This is a genomic window from Streptomyces sp. NBC_00377, assembly GCF_036075115.1.
Taxonomy (GTDB): Bacteria; Actinomycetota; Actinomycetes; order Streptomycetales; family Streptomycetaceae; genus Streptomyces.
Genome location: NZ_CP107958.1, coordinates 7,518,846 through 7,535,164, shown reverse-complemented (window position 1 = coordinate 7,535,164; position 16,319 = coordinate 7,518,846). Strand labels below are relative to the sequence as shown.

At 71.6% G+C, this 16,319-nt stretch carries 13 protein-coding genes; 1 reads left to right on the top strand and 12 read right to left on the bottom strand.

The window, feature by feature from the left end; translation table 11 throughout:
* Positions 1–73: 73 nt before the first annotated feature.
* Positions 74–655 (top strand): hypothetical protein, encoded by a 582-nt coding sequence (locus OHS71_RS33505; RefSeq protein ID WP_328483061.1) that lies wholly within the window; start codon positions 74–76, stop codon positions 653–655.
* A 484-nt stretch (positions 656–1,139) separates the two neighbouring features.
* Here OHS71_RS33505 and OHS71_RS33500 read toward each other — a convergent pair whose 3' ends face one another.
* From OHS71_RS33500 to OHS71_RS33445, 12 genes are all read right to left on the bottom strand, one after another.
* Positions 1,140–3,293: a primosomal protein N' gene (locus OHS71_RS33500; protein WP_328483060.1), complete on the bottom strand. Its 2,154-nt coding sequence runs from the start codon at positions 3,291–3,293 to the stop codon at positions 1,140–1,142.
* 284 nt (positions 3,294–3,577) lie between these two features.
* The gene (gene metK / locus OHS71_RS33495; protein ID WP_328483059.1) at positions 3,578–4,786 is read right to left on the bottom strand and encodes a methionine adenosyltransferase; all 1,209 of its coding nucleotides are present in this window, start codon (positions 4,784–4,786) and stop codon (positions 3,578–3,580) included.
* 240 nt (positions 4,787–5,026) lie between these two features.
* Positions 5,027–6,229 (bottom strand): bifunctional phosphopantothenoylcysteine decarboxylase/phosphopantothenate--cysteine ligase CoaBC, encoded by a 1,203-nt coding sequence (gene coaBC / locus OHS71_RS33490; protein WP_328483058.1) that lies wholly within the window; start codon positions 6,227–6,229, stop codon positions 5,027–5,029.
* A 122-nt stretch (positions 6,230–6,351) separates the two neighbouring features.
* Positions 6,352–6,624 (bottom strand): DNA-directed RNA polymerase subunit omega, encoded by a 273-nt coding sequence (rpoZ, locus tag OHS71_RS33485; protein WP_003988945.1) that lies wholly within the window; start codon positions 6,622–6,624, stop codon positions 6,352–6,354.
* Positions 6,625–6,704: 80 nt separating this feature from the next.
* Positions 6,705–7,298, bottom strand: a complete 594-nt coding sequence (gene gmk / locus OHS71_RS33480) for a guanylate kinase (RefSeq protein ID WP_328483057.1) — start codon at positions 7,296–7,298, stop codon at positions 6,705–6,707.
* Between the two features lie 60 nt (positions 7,299–7,358).
* On the bottom strand, positions 7,359–7,682 hold the full coding sequence (locus tag OHS71_RS33475) for an integration host factor (RefSeq protein WP_147977088.1): 324 nt from the start codon (positions 7,680–7,682) through the stop codon (positions 7,359–7,361).
* Positions 7,683–7,960: 278 nt separating this feature from the next.
* Positions 7,961–8,803, bottom strand: a complete 843-nt coding sequence (pyrF, locus tag OHS71_RS33470; RefSeq protein ID WP_328483056.1) for an orotidine-5'-phosphate decarboxylase — start codon at positions 8,801–8,803, stop codon at positions 7,961–7,963.
* Positions 8,800–9,906, bottom strand: coding sequence for a quinone-dependent dihydroorotate dehydrogenase (locus OHS71_RS33465; protein WP_328483055.1), 1,107 nt, complete (start codon positions 9,904–9,906; stop codon positions 8,800–8,802). Before OHS71_RS33465 ends, pyrF begins: the two co-directional genes overlap by 4 nt.
* A gap of 77 nt (positions 9,907–9,983) precedes the next feature.
* On the bottom strand, positions 9,984–13,292 hold the full coding sequence (gene carB, locus OHS71_RS33460; RefSeq protein WP_328483054.1) for a carbamoyl-phosphate synthase large subunit: 3,309 nt from the start codon (positions 13,290–13,292) through the stop codon (positions 9,984–9,986).
* On the bottom strand, positions 13,285–14,427 hold the full coding sequence (gene carA, locus OHS71_RS33455; protein ID WP_328483053.1) for a glutamine-hydrolyzing carbamoyl-phosphate synthase small subunit: 1,143 nt from the start codon (positions 14,425–14,427) through the stop codon (positions 13,285–13,287). Before carA ends, carB begins: the two co-directional genes overlap by 8 nt.
* A complete protein-coding gene (locus OHS71_RS33450) occupies positions 14,424–15,035 on the bottom strand; it encodes a PH-like domain-containing protein (RefSeq protein WP_328483052.1) in 612 nt (203 codons plus the stop codon). Before OHS71_RS33450 ends, carA begins: the two co-directional genes overlap by 4 nt.
* Entirely contained in the window at positions 15,032–16,318 is a 1,287-nt protein-coding gene (locus OHS71_RS33445; protein WP_328483051.1) for a dihydroorotase, read from the bottom strand. Before OHS71_RS33445 ends, OHS71_RS33450 begins: the two co-directional genes overlap by 4 nt.
* Position 16,319: the final 1 nt, after the last annotated feature.

Below are 16,319 nucleotides of genomic sequence, written 5' to 3'. Positions count from 1 at the left end.
AGCGGAGCGAACCCGCGTTGGTCAAGAAAGAGTTGACCACACCTACTTCATCGCCGGTTCGAGAGGCTTGTTCATGGCCGACCATGCAACCCACGACGCCCAGGCCCGGGCCAGCCTGCACTTGCTGGTGCGGGACATCGAGCGCGTCCGCCGGCAGGTGGACGCACTGCGCACCCTCACCGCCCAGCTGGGCAACGTCTACCGCCCCCGCCGCTCCGGCCCCTCCACGGGCTTCGTCGTCTACGGACGCGCCCCCGCTCCCACCGTCCGACTCGCCCAGGAGCTGCGGGACAGCGTCGAGACCCTCGTCACCGCGGCGGTGGACTTCGACCGTTCGCTCGGCTTCTCGTGGGACGCGGTGGGCTCCGCTCTCGGCGTCACCAAGCAGGCCGTGCACCGTCGCTACGGCGCCCGTCGCGCCGCCGCCCAGTCTGCCGCGTCCACGTCCACCGCGACCGTCACCGCTACCGCCGAGGCCGAGCGGCCGGCCGAACCCACCGCCGCCCGCGCGGTCGGCGTGAGCACCGGCATCCCGACGGTTCCCACGGTTCCGGCCGCCCGTTCGATGCCGACCCAGCCGACGGCGGGCAGCCCGTCCCTGCGCGACGAGGCACGGCCGACCGCCTTCCCCGTCCCCGGCCCGCGCACCGGCTGACGCACCGCACCCCACGACACCGAGCACCTCCCCACCCCGTCCTGCCCTCTCGGCCCACCCGCCCGAGAGGGCAGCCGCATGACCGGCGCCCCCGCACCCCGCCACACCCGCGCCCAGCGCGCCGGGCGAAGCAAACCCCACCCCCGCAGCACCCGACGCCCACCTCCCCCCGAACACCCCCGCTCACCGACGCCCGCCACCCCGGCCACCGGGACCACCTACAGCCCCGCGACGCCCACCACAGGGCGCCACACCCGCCGACCGCGCCCAGCGCGCCGGGCGAAGCAAACCCCGCCCCCGCAGCACCCGACGCCCACCTCCCCCGAACACCCCCGCTCACCGACGCCCGCCACCCCGGCCACCGGGACCACCTACAGCCCCGCGACGCCCACCACAGGTGTCCCTGGAACCACGGCCACCGGCCTCCCGCACACAGCCACCACCGGCCTTCCATGCTCCGCCACCGCAGGCTCCCGTCCGCCCCTCACCCGATGTCCGGTGGATCGATCCGCACCCGCACGGCCTCTTCCCCGCCCCGGGCCATCCGGGCCGCCTGTGCCGACTTCAGGGCGGCCGCCAGCGCGGCGCCCCTCCCGGGCGGCACCCGGATCAACGCCCGCTCCCACTCCTCCCCCGGCGGCGGAGCACCCGGCCGCCGGGGGCTTCCCGGGGTCGCGGCCGGCAGCGGAACCGGCCCCAGCAGCTCCGCCTCCCGGGGCAGTTCGACGGCGTCCAGGAACGCGGCGAGGGCCTGGGCCGTCCCCGAGACCGCCGCCATCCGCGACACCGGCGGGAAGCCCAGTTCGGCCCGCTCGGCGAGCTCGCGCACCGCGTGCCCCACGGGATCCCAGCGCACCAGCGCCTGCACGGGCCGCAGGGTCGGTTCGGCGACGACGACCACGGTCCCCCCCTCCTCCGACGGCCGCACCAGCGCGGCGGCCGCGATCCAGCGGCGCAGCGCGTCCTCGCCCGCCCTCAGGTCGGGCCGCCCGAGCATGGCCCAGCCGTCCAGCAGCAGAGCGGCCGCGTACCCGCCCTCGGCGACCGGCTCGGCCCCGGGCGTGGACACCACGAGCGCGGGCGCCCCCGGCACGGTGTCCAGCACCTGCTCCCGCCCCGACGTCCGCACCGGGACGGCGGGAAACGCCCGCCCCAGTTCCTCGGCGGTCCGCCGCGCCCCCACGACCTGTGCCCGCAACCGGAACGAACCGCACTCCGGGCAGTGCCAGGCGCTCTCCTCCCGCCCGCACCACCCGCACCACAACGCGCCCTCGTCCCGGGCCTCCAGCGGCCCGGAGCAGTGCCGGCACCGGGCGGCGGCCCGGCACTGCGCACACGCCATCCGCGGCACATATCCCCGCCGGGGCACCTGGACGAGGACCGGCCCGTGCCGCAGCCCCTCCCGGACCGACTGCCAGGCGAGGGTGGGCAGCCGGGCGGCCCGGGCGGCCTCGTCGCGTGCGAGGTCCTGGTCGCCCACGGTGCGCACGAGCGGAGCGCTGCGCCGCACCTGCTCCCTCGGGGCGATCAGCGGCCGCGCCCACCCGCTCTCGACGAGCTGTGCGCCCTCCACGGTGCAGCTCCAGCCCCCGAGCAGGAAACCGCACTTGTCCTGGGCTGCCCGCAGCAGCAGCACCTCACGGGCATGGGGCTGCGGGGCGTGCTGCTCGCTGTGGCTGTCGTCCCCGTCGTCCCAGAGCGCCACCAGACCGAGGTCCTGGACCGGCGCGAACATCGCGGCACGCGTACCGACGACCGCCCGCACGGACCCCCGCCGCACGGCCAGCCACTCCCGGTACCGCTTCTCGGGCCCGGCGTCCGCGGTGAGCAGCGCGTGCCGCCCCTCCCCCAGTGACGCCGTCAGCGCCGCGTCGACCCGGGCGGCGGCCCGTCCGTCGGGCACGACGACCAGTGCCCCGCGTCCCGAGGCCAGCGTGGCGACGACGGCCTTCGCCAGTTCGCCGCTCCATCCGGGACCGGGCAGCGCGTTCCACACGGCCCGTGGCGCGCCCCCGGACGCCAGCGACTCCAGGAACGCGCCCCCGCGTTCGTAGCGTGTCCACGATCCGGGCTCCGGCGCCCCGGGCGGCGGCAGCGGCGCGGCGGAGGCCCGCTGCTCGGCACGCGCGTTGCGCGGCGGCACGGCGAGCTGGAGGACGTCGGCGAGGCTTCCCGCGTAGCGGTCGGCGACGGTCCGCGCCAGATTCAGCAGCTCCGGGCCCAGCACCGGCTCGGGCGACACCACCTGGGCGAGCGCGGCGAGCGGCCCCGGGTAGTCCGACGCGGCGAGCCGCTCGACGAGGAACCCGTCGATGAGTCCGCCGCCCTCGCGGCGCCCTTCGCGCACCCGCCCGCGACCGGCTCCGAACCGTACGCGCACCCGCACGCCCGGCTGGGCGTCAGCGGCCAGCTCGGCCGGCACCGCGTAGTCGAAGTAGCGGTCCAGATGCAGTACGCCCTTGTCGACGAGCACCCGCGCGACCGGGAGCTCATCGGCCAGCGCGGCCCCCCGCCAGGTGCGGGGCTTGGCCCGGGGCGCCTTGGCCTGCCGCACGCTCTCCCGGATCAGCGCGAGCTGCTCGGGCGGCGCGCCCTCCCCGGCCGCGCCACCTTCCCCCCGCCCGTTCTCGCTGCTCACACCTGCATTCTTACCGCACCCCACTGACAACCGAGGACGCCGTGAGGTCCCCGGCGTCGTCCTCCCGAGTTCAAGCCGGCAGCGGAGGGTCCTGCCCGGATTCACCGCACGTCCCGAGGCGCGCTCCACCGAAGCAGCCGGCCTTCGCACCGGAAGATCACCGGCCTACGGGTCCCCGCGCCTCGTCGCCGGCTTTTTCCGCCGGCCGTCGGCGCCCCCGGACGCGCCGGGGCCCGGCCCTCGGAAGGGGGCCGGGCCTCGGCGAATCGCTGAGAGGGGTGGGGTTACAGACCCGCGGCCTTGCGCAGCGCGTCCACGCGGTCCGTGCGCTCCCAGGTGAAGTCGGGGAGCTCACGGCCGAAGTGGCCGTAGGCGGCGGTCTGGGCGTAGATCGGGCGCAGCAGGTCGAGGTCGCGGATGATCGCGGCCGGGCGCAGGTCGAAGACCTCGTCGATGGCCTTCTCGATCTTCTCGGCGTCGACCTTGGCGGTGCCGAAGGTCTCGACGAAGAGACCGACCGGCTCGGCCTTGCCGATCGCATAGGCGACCTGGACCTCGCAGCGGGCCGCCAGACCCGCCGCGACCACGTTCTTCGCCACCCAGCGCATCGCGTAGGCAGCGGAGCGGTCGACCTTGGACGGGTCCTTGCCCGAGAAGGCACCGCCGCCGTGACGGGCGAAGCCGCCGTAGGTGTCGATGATGATCTTGCGACCGGTGAGGCCGGCGTCGCCCATCGGGCCGCCGATCTCGAAGCGGCCGGTCGGGTTGACCAGCAGGCGGTAGTTCTCGGTGTCGATCTTGATGCCCTCGTCCAGGAGCGCCTTCAGCTCCGGCTCCACCACGAACTCGCGGATGTCGGGGGCCAGCAGGGAGTCCAGGTCGATGTCGCTCGCGTGCTGCGAGGAGACGACGACCGTGTCGAGACGGACGGCCTTGTCGCCGTCGTACTCGATGGTGACCTGGGTCTTGCCGTCCGGGCGCAGGTAGGGGATGGTCCCGTTCTTGCGGACGTCCGACAGGCGCTTCGACAGGCGGTGCGCCAGGAAGATCGGCAGCGGCATCAGGGTCGGCGTCTCGTCCGACGCGTAACCGAACATCAGGCCCTGGTCGCCGGCGCCCTGGCGGTCCAGCTCGTCCTCGTCGCCTTCGACGCGGTTCTCGTACGCCGTGTCGACACCCTGGGCGATGTCCGGGGACTGCGCGCCGATGGACACCGAGACGCCGCAGGAGGCGCCGTCGAAGCCCTTCTTGGAGGAGTCGTAGCCGATCTCGAGGATCTTGTCGCGCACCAGCTGGGGAATCGGCGCGTAGGCCTTGGTGGTGACCTCGCCGGCCACATGCACCAGACCGGTCGTGATCAGGGTCTCGACGGCGACCCGGGAGGCCGGGTCCTCACGCAGCAGGGCATCGAGGATGGTGTCGCTGATCTGGTCAGCGATCTTGTCGGGGTGACCCTCGGTCACAGACTCCGAAGTGAACAGGCGACGGGACACAACGCTCCCTGGGGTTGCAGCGGCTGCTGGCTGATCATTGGCGGACGCGACAGGAGCTGCGCCCGGCGTCGTCCGGGAACAGTTTATCGGTCGCGCCCCGCCACCGGCCCACCCGTCTCGCCTCTCGGGAGCGCTGTGACCTGCGGCACGGGCATTCTGCCGAATGCCGAGCACCGTTGGCCAGAGGCGCCACGCCCGATTCGACCGAGGCACCAGGCATCGGCGAGGTGTCCGCGACGCTCAGCTCAGGCGCTGGACCACGAGATCCCACACGGTTTCGGCCAAGGCCTCCTTCGGGCCGTGTGCCACTTGGGTTTCCGTGCCGTCGGCGCCCAGCACGACGGCCTCGTTCTCCTCGGAGCCGAACGTCCTGCGCTCCCCCACCTCGTTCACCACGAGCAGATCGCAGCCCTTGCGCCGCAGCTTCGACCGGCCGTTCGCGAGGACGTCGTCGGTCTCGGCGGCGAAGCCCACAACCACCTGGTTGGAGCGCGCCCGGTCGGCGGAGATCTCCGCGAGGATGTCCGGATTTCGCACCAGGACGATCGGGTCCGGCTCCCGGCCGTCCTGCTTCTTGATCTTTCCGGCCGCGTACGTCTCCGGCCGGAAGTCGGCCACGGCGGCCGCCATGACGACCGCGTCGGCGTCCGGGGCCGCCTTCAGTACCGCCTCGCGCAGCTGTACGGCGGTGCCGACCTGGATGACGTCGACCCCGGCCGGGTCGGGCAGCCCGGTGTTCGCCGCGATCAGCGTGACGCGGGCGCCACGGGCGGCGGCGGTCCGGGCGAGCGCGTAGCCCTGTTTGCCCGAGGAACGGTTGCCGAGGAAGCGGACCGGGTCGAGGGGCTCGCGGGTGCCGCCGGCGCTGACCACGACGTGCCGGCCGGTGAGGTCGGGTTCGCGGACCCCCCTGGCCAGGACCCGGCGGCAGACCTCGAAGATCTCGGCCGGATCGGGCAGCCGACCCTTGCCGGTGTCGACGCCGGTGAGGCGGCCGACGGCCGGTTCGACGACGACGGCGCCCCGGCGGCGCAGGGTCGCCACGTTCTCCTGGGTGGCCGGGTGCTCCCACATCTCCGTGTGCATCGCGGGGGCGAAGACGACCGGACAGCGGGCCGTGAGGAGCGTGTTGGTGAGGAGGTCGTCGGCGAGGCCGTGGGCGGCCCTGGCCAGCGTGTCCGCCGTCGCCGGGGCGACGACCACCAGATCGGCGTGCTGGCCGATGCGGACGTGCGGGACCTCGTGGACGTCGTCCCAGACCTCCGTGGAGACGGGGTGACCGGAGAGCGCGGACCAGGTGGCGGCGCCGACGAAGTGCAGCGCGGAGGCGGTGGGGACCACCCGGACGTCATGGCCCGACTCGGTCAGTCTGCGCAGCAGCTCACAGGCCTTGTAGGCGGCGATGCCACCGCTGACCCCCAGGACGACCCTCGGCTTGTCCACCGTTTCTCCCCGTACCTCGCCGGAACGTACGTCGCGGCTCCGGCGTACGTGTCCATGAGACACCACAGGCCCGGCAGACGTGCTGCCGGGCCTGTGGAAAAACCTACTGCGAGCCGAAAATACTACTGAGCCGGGCCCTCGACGGCCTCGGACGTCAGCAGACCGGCGTTGATCTCGCGGAGGGCGATCGAGAGCGGCTTCTCGTGGACGTGAGTGTCCACGAGCGGACCGACGTACTCGAGGAGGCCCTCGCCGAGCTGCGAGTAGTACGCGTTGATCTGGCGGGCACGCTTGGCCGCGTAGATCACGAGGCTGTACTTCGAGTCGGTGGCCTCGAGGAGCTCGTCGATCGGCGGGTTGATGATGCCCTCGGGCGCGGAGATGGAAGAGGACACGCTCTACCTTCCGATGGATGGGAAAAGATCGGTCACGATCACAGAATCGTGATCATTGACTTCAGATCACAGACTTGTGATCACACAACATCGACCAAGGCTAGCAGCTCACGCGCCACGTCCTCGACGGAGGTGTTGACCAGGGTCACGTCGAACTCCGGCTCGGCCGCGAGTTCGATCTTCGCCGCCTCCAGGCGGCGCTCGATCACCTCGGGCGCTTCGGTGCCCCGCCCGGTGAGCCTGCGCACCAGTTCCTCCCAGGAGGGAGGGGCCAGGAACACCAGCTGCGCCTCGGGCATGGACTCGCGGACCTGCCGGGCTCCCTGGAGGTCGATCTCCAGGAGGACCGGCTCGCCCGACTCCAGGCGTTCCAGCACGGCGGTGCGCGGGGTGCCGTAGCGGTTGCCGGCGAACTCGGCCCACTCCAGCAGCTCGCCGTTGGCGATCAGCTTGTCCATCTCCTCGTCGGTGACGAAGAAGTAGTGGACTCCGTGCTTCTCGCCGGGGCGGGGCCTACGGGTCGTCGCCGACACCGAGAGCCAGACCTCGGGATGTTGCCTGCGCATATGAGCGACGACCGTGCTCTTGCCGACCCCGGAGGGGCCGGAGAGCACGGTCAGCCGCGGACGTGCGTCCGGGGGTTCGGGGGTCGTCCCCCGGAGTGTTACTGCCATGCAGCGATTATTCCAGCAATCCCGGAGTGCCCGGGACTCCTGTCCCGCAGGAGCCGGGAATCAGGAACCGGTGCTGCCGAACTCACGCTCCAGGGACGCGATCTGGTTGGAACCGAGGCCACGCACGCGGCGGCTCTCGGAGATGCCGAGTCGCTCCATGAGCTGCTTGGCGCGGACCTTGCCCACGCCCGGGAGCGACTCCAGGAGGGCGGAGACCTTCATCTTGCCGATGACGTCGTTTTCCTGACCCTGCTTGATGACCTCGTGAAGCGAGGCGCCGGAGTGCTTCAGTCGATTCTTGACCTCGGCCCGCTCCCGGCGAGCCGCGGCGGCCTTTTCGAGCGCGGCTGCGCGCTGTTCGGGGGTAAGGGGCGGAAGAGCCACGCCTACGTCACCTCGGATGTCGAACTGTCGGATACGGACCGATGAGGAACCTGTCGCCCCTCACCTGGTGAGCTACGAGCAAAACACGCTGCCCGTTCACTCTCCGTCGGAGACTAGCGGCCAACTCCGCCAGAGTCAGCGAGAACAGAGGAAAAGTCCTGGTCAGCCTCCGCCAGGGCGGACATTTAAGACAAAGTGCCCCGGATTTGAGGATGTATCCAGGCTCAAGTCGCTCCCGAGCCGCCCGACCGAGCCCCCGGTCGGGCGGCCGAGGTCCGTCAGACGGCGGCCACGGCCGCCCTGACTTCTCGCGCAAACCGCTCCACGGCGTCACGCAGAGCGACGACGTCCGGACCGTGACGCAACACACCCCGGCTCACGTTCGGTACGACGTTGCGCACCGCGGACCCGAAGACGCGCGGAAGGTCGGCCGGGGTCGCCCCCTGGGCGCCGACTCCCGGCGCCAGGAGCGGACCGTTGATGTCGAGGTCGTAGGCCGAGAGGTCGCCCAGCGTGGCGCCGACGACCGCCCCGAAGGAGCCCAGCGGCTCCTCCCCGGCGTTCTCCGCCGCCAGGTGGGCCAGCATCGTCGCGCCCACGTTCCGTCCGTCGGCCCGCACCGCGTGCTGGACCTCGCGGCCCTCCGGGTTGGAGGTCAGGGCGAGCACGAACAGACCGGCGCCGCTCTCGCGCGCCGCCGCCACGGCCGGGGACAGGGATCCGTAGCCGAGGTAGGGCGAGACGGTGAGGGCGTCGGAGAACAGCGGGGCGTCCTTGTGCAGGAACGACTCGGCGTACGCGGCCATGGTCGAGCCGATGTCGCCGCGCTTGGCGTCCATCACGACCAGCGCGCCGGCCTCCCGCGCCTCCCGCACCGACTTCTCCAGGACGGCGATCCCGCGCGATCCGTACCGCTCGAAGAAGGCGCTCTGCGGCTTCAGCAGGGCGACCCGGTCGGCCGTCGCCTCGACGACGGTGCGGCTGAACCGCTCCAGGCCCGCGACGTCGTCGTTCAGGCCCCACTCGGCGAGCAGGGAGGCGTGCGGGTCGATGCCGACGCAGAGCGGCCCGCGCTCGTCCATGGCCCGGCGCAACCGCGCGCCGAAGGGCTCCAGGGTCATGCCGTCTTCCTCACGTCGGCGCCGACCGCGTCGGCGAGGCTGGCGTACGGGCTCGTCCGCAGGCGGGCGGCCAGGCCCTTGTGGATCGCGCGGCCCCAGAAGGGCCCCTCGTAGACGAAGGCGCTGTACCCCTGGACCAGGGTGGCCCCGGCCAGGATGCGCTGCCAGGCGTCCTCGGCGTCCTCGACCCCGCCGACGCCCACCAGGGTGACGCGGTCGCCCACACGCGCGTAGAGGCGGCGCAGCACCTCCAGCGAGCGCGCCTTGAGGGGCGCCCCGGACAGTCCGCCGGTCTCCTTCACCAGCGAGGGTTCGGAGGTCAGACCGAGCCCCTCGCGCGCGATGGTGGTGTTGGTGGCGATGATGCCGTCCAGCCCGAGTTCCACGGCCAGGTCGGCGACGGCATCGACGTCCTCGTCGGCCAGGTCCGGGGCGATCTTCACCAGCAGCGGGACGCGCCGTGCGCTCACCACACGGTCGGCGGCCTCGCGGACGGCGCTCAGCAGCGGCCGGAGCGCGTCGGTGGCCTGGAGGCTGCGCAGCCCCGGCGTGTTGGGCGAGGACACGTTGACGACCAGGTAGTCGGCGTACGGGGCGAGCCGCTCGGTCGACTTCACGTAGTCGCCGACGGCCTCCTCCTCCGGTACGACCTTGGTCTTGCCGATGTTGACGCCCACGACCGGCTTGAAGACGGGCGTACGGGAGGCGAGGCGCGCGGCGACGGCCAGCGAGCCCTCGTTGTTGAAGCCCATCCGGTTGATGAGCGCCCGGTCCTTCACGAGCCGGAACAGCCGCTTCTGCGGGTTGCCGGGCTGCGGCTCGCCGGTGACCGTGCCGATCTCGACGTGGTCGAAGCCCAGCATCGACATCCCGTCGATCGCGACGGCGTTCTTGTCGAAGCCGGCGGCGAGGCCGAAGGGGCCGTGCATGCGCAGTCCGAAGGCCTCGGTGCGCAGTTCCGGGTAGCGGGGGGCCAGGGCGGCCGCGACGAACGTGCGCAGCACCGGGACGCGGACCGCGAGCCGGATCCAGCGGAAGGCCAGGTGGTGGGCGCGCTCGGGGTCCATCCGCCGGAAGACCAGCCGGAAGAATTGCTTGTACATGATCATGTCCTCCAAGGAGCCTCGCGAAGAGGTGTCATGAAGAGGGGGACACCGTTTCCGGTGTCCCCCGAGGGCTGCTAGTCGCGGGCCGCGGTCAGGTGTTCCGCGTGTTCCTGGAGTGAGCGCACGCCCACGTCCCCGTGGTTGAGGGCGTCGATGCCCTGGACGGCCGCGGCCAGCGCCTGGACCGTCGTGAGGCACGGCACGGACCGCGCCACGGCCGCCGTACGGATCTCGTAGCCGTCGAGGCGGCCACCGGTGCCGTACGGGGTGTTGACGATGAGGTCGACCTCGCCGTCGTGGATGAGCTGGACGATGGTCTTCTCGCCGTTCGGGCCGGTGCCCTCGGACTGCTTGCGTACGACCTTCGCGGTGAGGCCGTTGCGCCTGAGCACCTCGGCCGTGCCGGAGGTGGCGAGCAGCTCGAAGCCGTGGGCGACCAGCTCGCGGGCCGGGAAGATCATCGAGCGCTTGTCGCGGTTGGCGACCGAGATGAACGCGCGGCCCTTGGTGGGCAGCGGGCCGTACGCGCCCGCCTGCGACTTGGCGTACGCCGTGCCGAAGACGGAGTCGATGCCCATGACCTCGCCGGTGGAGCGCATCTCCGGGCCGAGGACGGTGTCGACGCCGCGGCCGGAGGTGTCGCGGAAGCGGGTCCACGGCATCACGGCCTCCTTGACGGAGATCGGCGCGTCCATCGGCAGCTCGCCGCCGTCGCCGGTCGCGGGGAGCAGCCCCTCGGCGCGCAGCTCGGCGACGGTCGCGCCCAGGGAGATGCGGGCGGCGGCCTTGGCCAGCGGTACCGCGGTCGCCTTCGAGGTGAAGGGGACCGTGCGGGACGCGCGCGGGTTGGCCTCCAGGACGTACAGGATGTCGCCGGCCATCGCGAACTGGATGTTGATCAGGCCGCGTACGCCGACGCCCTTGGCGATCGCCTCGGTGGAGGCCCGCAGCCGTTTGATGTCGAAGCCGCCCAGCGTGATCGGGGGCAGGGCGCACGCCGAGTCGCCGGAGTGGATGCCGGCCTCCTCGATGTGCTCCATGACGCCGCCGAGGTACAGCTCGTCGCCGTCGTAGAGGGCGTCGACGTCGATCTCGATGGCGTCGTCGAGGAAGCGGTCGACGAGGACCGGCCGGGTGGGGCTGATCTCGGTCGACTCGGCGATGTAGGACGACAGCCGGGTCTCGTCGTAGACGATCTCCATGCCGCGTCCGCCGAGCACGTACGAGGGCCGCACGAGGACCGGGTAGCCGATCTCGTCCGCGATGGTCTTGGCCTCGGCGAAGGTGGTGGCCGTGCCGTGCTTCGGGGCCGGCAGACCGGCCTCGGCGAGCACGCGCCCGAAGGCGCCCCGGTCCTCGGCCGCGTGGATGGCCTCGGGGGAGGTGCCGACGATCGGCACGCCGTTGTCCTTCAGCGCCTGCGCCAGGCCGAGCGGGGTCTGACCCCCGAGCTGGACGACGACACCGGCGATCGGCCCGGCCAGCGACTCCGCGTGCACGATCTCCAGCACGTCCTCGAGCGTCAGCGGCTCGAAGTACAGGCGGTCGGAGGTGTCGTAGTCGGTGGAGACGGTCTCCGGGTTGCAGTTGACCATCACGGTCTCGTACCCGGCGTCGGACAGCGCGAAGGAGGCGTGGACGCAGGAGTAGTCGAACTCGATGCCCTGGCCGATGCGGTTCGGGCCGGAGCCCAGGATGATGACGGCCGGCTTCTCGCGGGGCGCGACCTCGCTCTCCTCGTCGTAGGAGGAGTAGAAGTACGGCGTCGTGGCGGCGAACTCGGCCGCACAGGTGTCGACGGTCTTGTAGACCGGGCGGATGCCCAGCGTGTGCCTGACCTCACGGACGACGTCCTCGCGCAGGCCGCGGATCTCGGCGATCTGCTGGTCCGAGAAGCCGTGCCGCTTGGCCTCGGCGAGCAGCTCCGCGTCCAGGCGGTCGGAGGCGGCCAGCTCGTCGGCGGTCTCCTTGATGAGGAACAGCTGGTCGACGAACCAGGGGTCGATCTTGGTGAACTCGAAGACCTCCTCGGGGGTGGCGCCCGCACGGATGGCCTGCATCACGGTGTTGATCCGGCCGTCGGTGGGCCGGACGGCCTCGGCGAGCAGCGCGTCCTTGTCGCCGGGCTCGCCGACGAAGGTGAACTGGCTGCCCTTCTTTTCCAGGGAGCGCAGCGCCTTCTGGAAGGCCTCGGTGAAGTTGCGGCCGATGGCCATGGCCTCGCCGACCGACTTCATCGTCGTGGTCAGCGTGGAGTCGGCGCTCGGGAACTTCTCGAAGGCGAAGCGCGGGGCCTTGACCACCACGTAGTCGAGCGTGGGCTCGAAGGAGGCGGGGGTCTCCCGGGTGATGTCGTTGGGGATCTCGTCGAGGGTGTAGCCGACGGCGAGCTTGGCCGCGATCTTGGCGATCGGGAAGCCGGTCGCCTTGGAGGCGAGGGCCGAGGACCGCGACACGCGCGGATTCATCTCGATGACGATGATCCGGCCGTCCTCGGGGTTGACCGCGAACTGGATGTTGCAGCCGCCGGTGTCGACGCCGACCTCACGGATGATCGCGATGCCGATGTCGCGCAGCCGCTGGTACTCGCGGTCGGTCAGCGTCATCGCCGGGGCGACGGTGATCGAGTCGCCGGTGTGCACGCCCATGGGGTCGAAGTTCTCGATGGAGCAGACGACCACGACGTTGTCGTTCTTGTCGCGCATCAGCTCCAGCTCGTACTCCTTCCAGCCGAGGATGGACTCCTCCAGGAGCACCTCGGTGGTCGGCGAGAGGGTGAGGCCCTGGCCGGCGATGCGGCGCAGCTCCTCCTCGTCGTGGGCGAAGCCGGAGCCGGCGCCGCCCATGGTGAAGGAGGGGCGGACGACGACGGGGTAGCCGCCGAGCGTCCCGACGCCCGCGATCACGTCGTCCATGGTGTGGCAGATCACCGACCGGGCCGACTCGCCGTGCCCGATCTTCTCGCGGACGGCCTCGACGACGCCCTTGAAGAGGTCGCGGTCCTCGCCCTTGTTGATGGCCTCGACGTTGGCTCCGATCAGCTCTACGCCGTACTTCTCCAGCACACCCTGCTCGTGCATGGAGATGGCGGTGTTGAGGGCCGTCTGGCCGCCGAGTGTCGGCAGCAGGACGTCGGGGCGCTCCTTGGCGATGATCTTCTCGACGTACTCGGGAGTGATCGGCTCGACGTAGGTGGCGTCGGCGATCTCCGGGTCGGTCATGATCGTCGCCGGGTTGGAGTTGACCAGGATGACGCGCAGACCCTCGGCGCGCAGGATGCGGCACGCCTGGGTGCCGGAGTAGTCGAACTCGGCGGCCTGTCCGATGACGATCGGGCCGGAGCCGATGACCAGGACGGACTGGATATCGGTGCGCTTAGGCACGCTGGCCCTCCATCAGGGATACGAAGCGGTCGAACAGGTAGGCGGCGTCGTGCGGACCCGCTGCCGCTTCGGGGTGGTACTGGACGGAGAAGGCCGGCTGGTCGAGCAGCTGGAGCCCCTCCACGACGTCGTCGTTGAGGCAGACGTGGGAGACCTCGGCGCGGCCGAACTTCGTCTCACTGACCTTGTCGAGCGGCGCGTCCACGGCGAAGCCGTGGTTGTGCGCGGTGACCTCGACCTTGCCGGTGGTGCGGTCCTGGACCGGCTGGTTGATGCCGCGGTGGCCGTACTTCAGCTTGTAGGTGCCGAACCCGAGGGCGCGGCCGAGGATCTGGTTGCCGAAGCAGATGCCGAACAGCGGCGTCCTGCGCTCCAGCACCTCGGTCATCAGCGCGACCGGACCGTCGGCGGTGGCCGGGTCGCCGGGCCCGTTGGAGAAGAACACGCCGTCGGGGTTCACGGCGTACACCTCCGCGGCCGAGGCGGTGGCCGGGAGCACGTGCACCTCGATGCCTCGCTCGGCCATGCGGTGGGGCGTCATGCCCTTGATGCCGAGGTCGATGGCGGCGACCGTGAAGCGCTTCTCGCCGACCGCCGGGACGACGTAGGCCTCCTTGGTGGCGACCTCCTCGTAGAGGCTCGCGCCCTTCATGTGCGGCTGGGCCTGCACGCGCGCGAGGAGCTCGGTCTCGGAGCGGACCGCCTCACCGGAGAAGATGCCGGCGCGCATGGAGCCACGCTCGCGGAGGTGGCGGGTCAGCGCGCGGGTGTCGATGCCGGAGATGCCGACGACGCTCTGCGCGACGAGCTCGTCGTCCAGGGAACGCGTGGCGCGCCAGTTGGACGGCACGCGCGCGGGGTCGCGCACCACATAGCCGGAGACCCAGATGCGGCCCGACTCGTCGTCCTCGTCGTTCCAGCCGGTGTTCCCGATCTGCGGCGCGGTCGCGACGACGATCTGGCGGTCGTACGACGGGTCGGTGAGGGTCTCCTGGTAGCCGGTCATGCCGGTGGAGAACACCGCTTCGCCGAAGGTCTCCCCCAGGGCCCCGTAGGCACGGCCGCGGAAGATCCGGCCGTCCTCCAGGACGAGTACGGCGGGAACCTTGGTGGTTCCCCTGGTGGAGGTCGTCATCGTGCGCCTTCCGTTTCCGTCGGGTTGTCCGTCTTGTCGATCATGGAGTTGATGGCGTCGACCCACGCGCGGTGCTCGGCCGCGTGGTCCGAGCGGAAGCCGGAGTCGAGAAGCCGTTCGCCGTGCGCCCAGGTCACCACCAGCAGTCCGCCCTCGGTGAGGACCTTGCCGGCGATTCCCTTGTCGAGCCGGGCCTCGCGCAGTGCGGCGGCCGGGACGAAGAAGTCGGCCGCCCCGGGGCGCACGACGTCCAGTCCCGCGTCCGTCAGGGTGAGCTCGACCCGGCTGCGGGTGCCCAGGCCGTGCGCCACGATGCGGTCGAGCCACTGTCCGGCGGTGGTGGAGCCGTGGTAGCGGCCGCTCATGCTCAGTCTCACCGGACCGAAGTCGTCCGGCATTTCTTTGCGGGTGGTGGTGGGCGACGGGCGGGTGGGGAGCTCGGGCAGGTCGCCCTGGAGCGTGCCGCGCCACTTCCAGCCCTCGCGCATCAGCCAGTAGACGAGCGCGACGAACAGGCCGAGGCCGACCACCCAGCCGATCCGCGCGGCCCAGTCGGTCACTTCGGCCGATTCCTTCTCGGCCGCGAGCAGTAGTGCAGCAGATGTCACGTGAGCTTCCCGTCGACGAGCGTGGCCTTGCCCCGGAGCCACGTGTGCGTGACACGGCCCGGCAGCTCACGCCCCTCGTACGGAGTGTTCCGGCTGCGCGAGGCGAAGCCCGCGGGGTCCACGGAGCCACGGTATTCCGTGTCGACGAGCGTGAGGTTGGCGGGCTCACCTGCCGAGACGGGACGCCCGTGGCCCCTGGCCTGTCCGATCAGGGCGGGCTTGAACGACATCCGGCTCGCGACCCCGGCCCAGTCCAGCAGGCCCGTCTCGACCATCGTCTCCTGGACCACCGACAGCGCGGTCTCGAGGCCCACCATGCCCATGGCGGCCGCGGCCCACTCGCAGTCCTTGTCCTCGTGCGGGTGCGGGGCGTGGTCGGTGGCGACGATGTCGATGGTGCCGTCGGCGAGCGCCTCGCGCAGGGCGAGCACGTCCCGCTCGGTGCGCAGCGGCGGGTTCACCTTGTAGACCGGGTTGTACGACCGGACCAGCTCGTCCGTGAGGAGCAGGTGGTGCGGGGTGACCTCGGCGGTGACGTCGATGCCGCGGGACTTGGCCCAGCGGACGATCTCGACGGACCCGGCGGTGGAGAGGTGGCAGATGTGGACCCGGGAGCCGACGTGCTCGGCGAGCAGGACGTCCCGCGCGATGATCGACTCCTCGGCCACCGCGGGCCAGCCCCCGAGCCCGAGCTCCGCGGAGACGACGCCCTCGTTCATCTGGGCGCCCTCGGTCAGCCGCGGCTCCTGGGCGTGCTGGGCGACGACCCCGCCGAAGGCCTTCACGTACTCCAGGGCGCGCCGCATGATCACGGCGTCGTCGACGCACTTGCCGTCGTCGGAGAAGACGGTGACCCCCGCCGCCGACTCGTGCATCGCGCCGAGCTCCGCGAGCTTCTTCCCCTCCAGGCCGACGGTGACGGCGCCGATCGGCTGCACATCGCAGTAGCCGTGCTCCTGCCCGAGCCGGTAGACCTGCTCGACCACGCCGGCGGTGTCGGCGACGGGGAACGTGTTGGCCATGGCGAAGACGGCCGTGTAGCCGCCGGAAGCGGCCGCGCGCGTGCCCGTCAGCACCGTCTCGGAGTCCTCGCGGCCCGGCTCGCGCAGATGGGTGTGCAGGTCGACCAGGCCCGGCAGCAGCACCTTGCCGGCCGCCTCGACGACCTCGGCCCCTTCGGCGGAGAGCCCCGCGCCCACGGCCTCGATGACCGCGCCGTCGATCAGGACGTCCTGCGGCTCACCGCCGAGCACCTTCGCACCACGGATCAGGATCTTGCTCATC

Coding starts and splice junctions, on each gene's coding strand:
- OHS71_RS33505 (WP_328483061.1), top strand. CDS start 74: ATGGCCGACCATGCAACCCACGACGCCCAGGCCCGGGCCAGCCTGCAC.
- gmk (WP_328483057.1), bottom strand. CDS start 7,298: ATGGCAGTAACACTCCGGGGGACGACCCCCGAACCCCCGGACGCACGT.
- pyrF (WP_328483056.1), bottom strand. CDS start 8,803: ATGACCCTGGAGCCCTTCGGCGCGCGGTTGCGCCGGGCCATGGACGAG.
- OHS71_RS33465 (WP_328483055.1), bottom strand. CDS start 9,906: ATGTACAAGCAATTCTTCCGGCTGGTCTTCCGGCGGATGGACCCCGAG.
- carA (WP_328483053.1), bottom strand. CDS start 14,427: ATGACGACCTCCACCAGGGGAACCACCAAGGTTCCCGCCGTACTCGTC.
- OHS71_RS33445 (WP_328483051.1), bottom strand. CDS start 16,318: ATGAGCAAGATCCTGATCCGTGGTGCGAAGGTGCTCGGCGGTGAGCCG.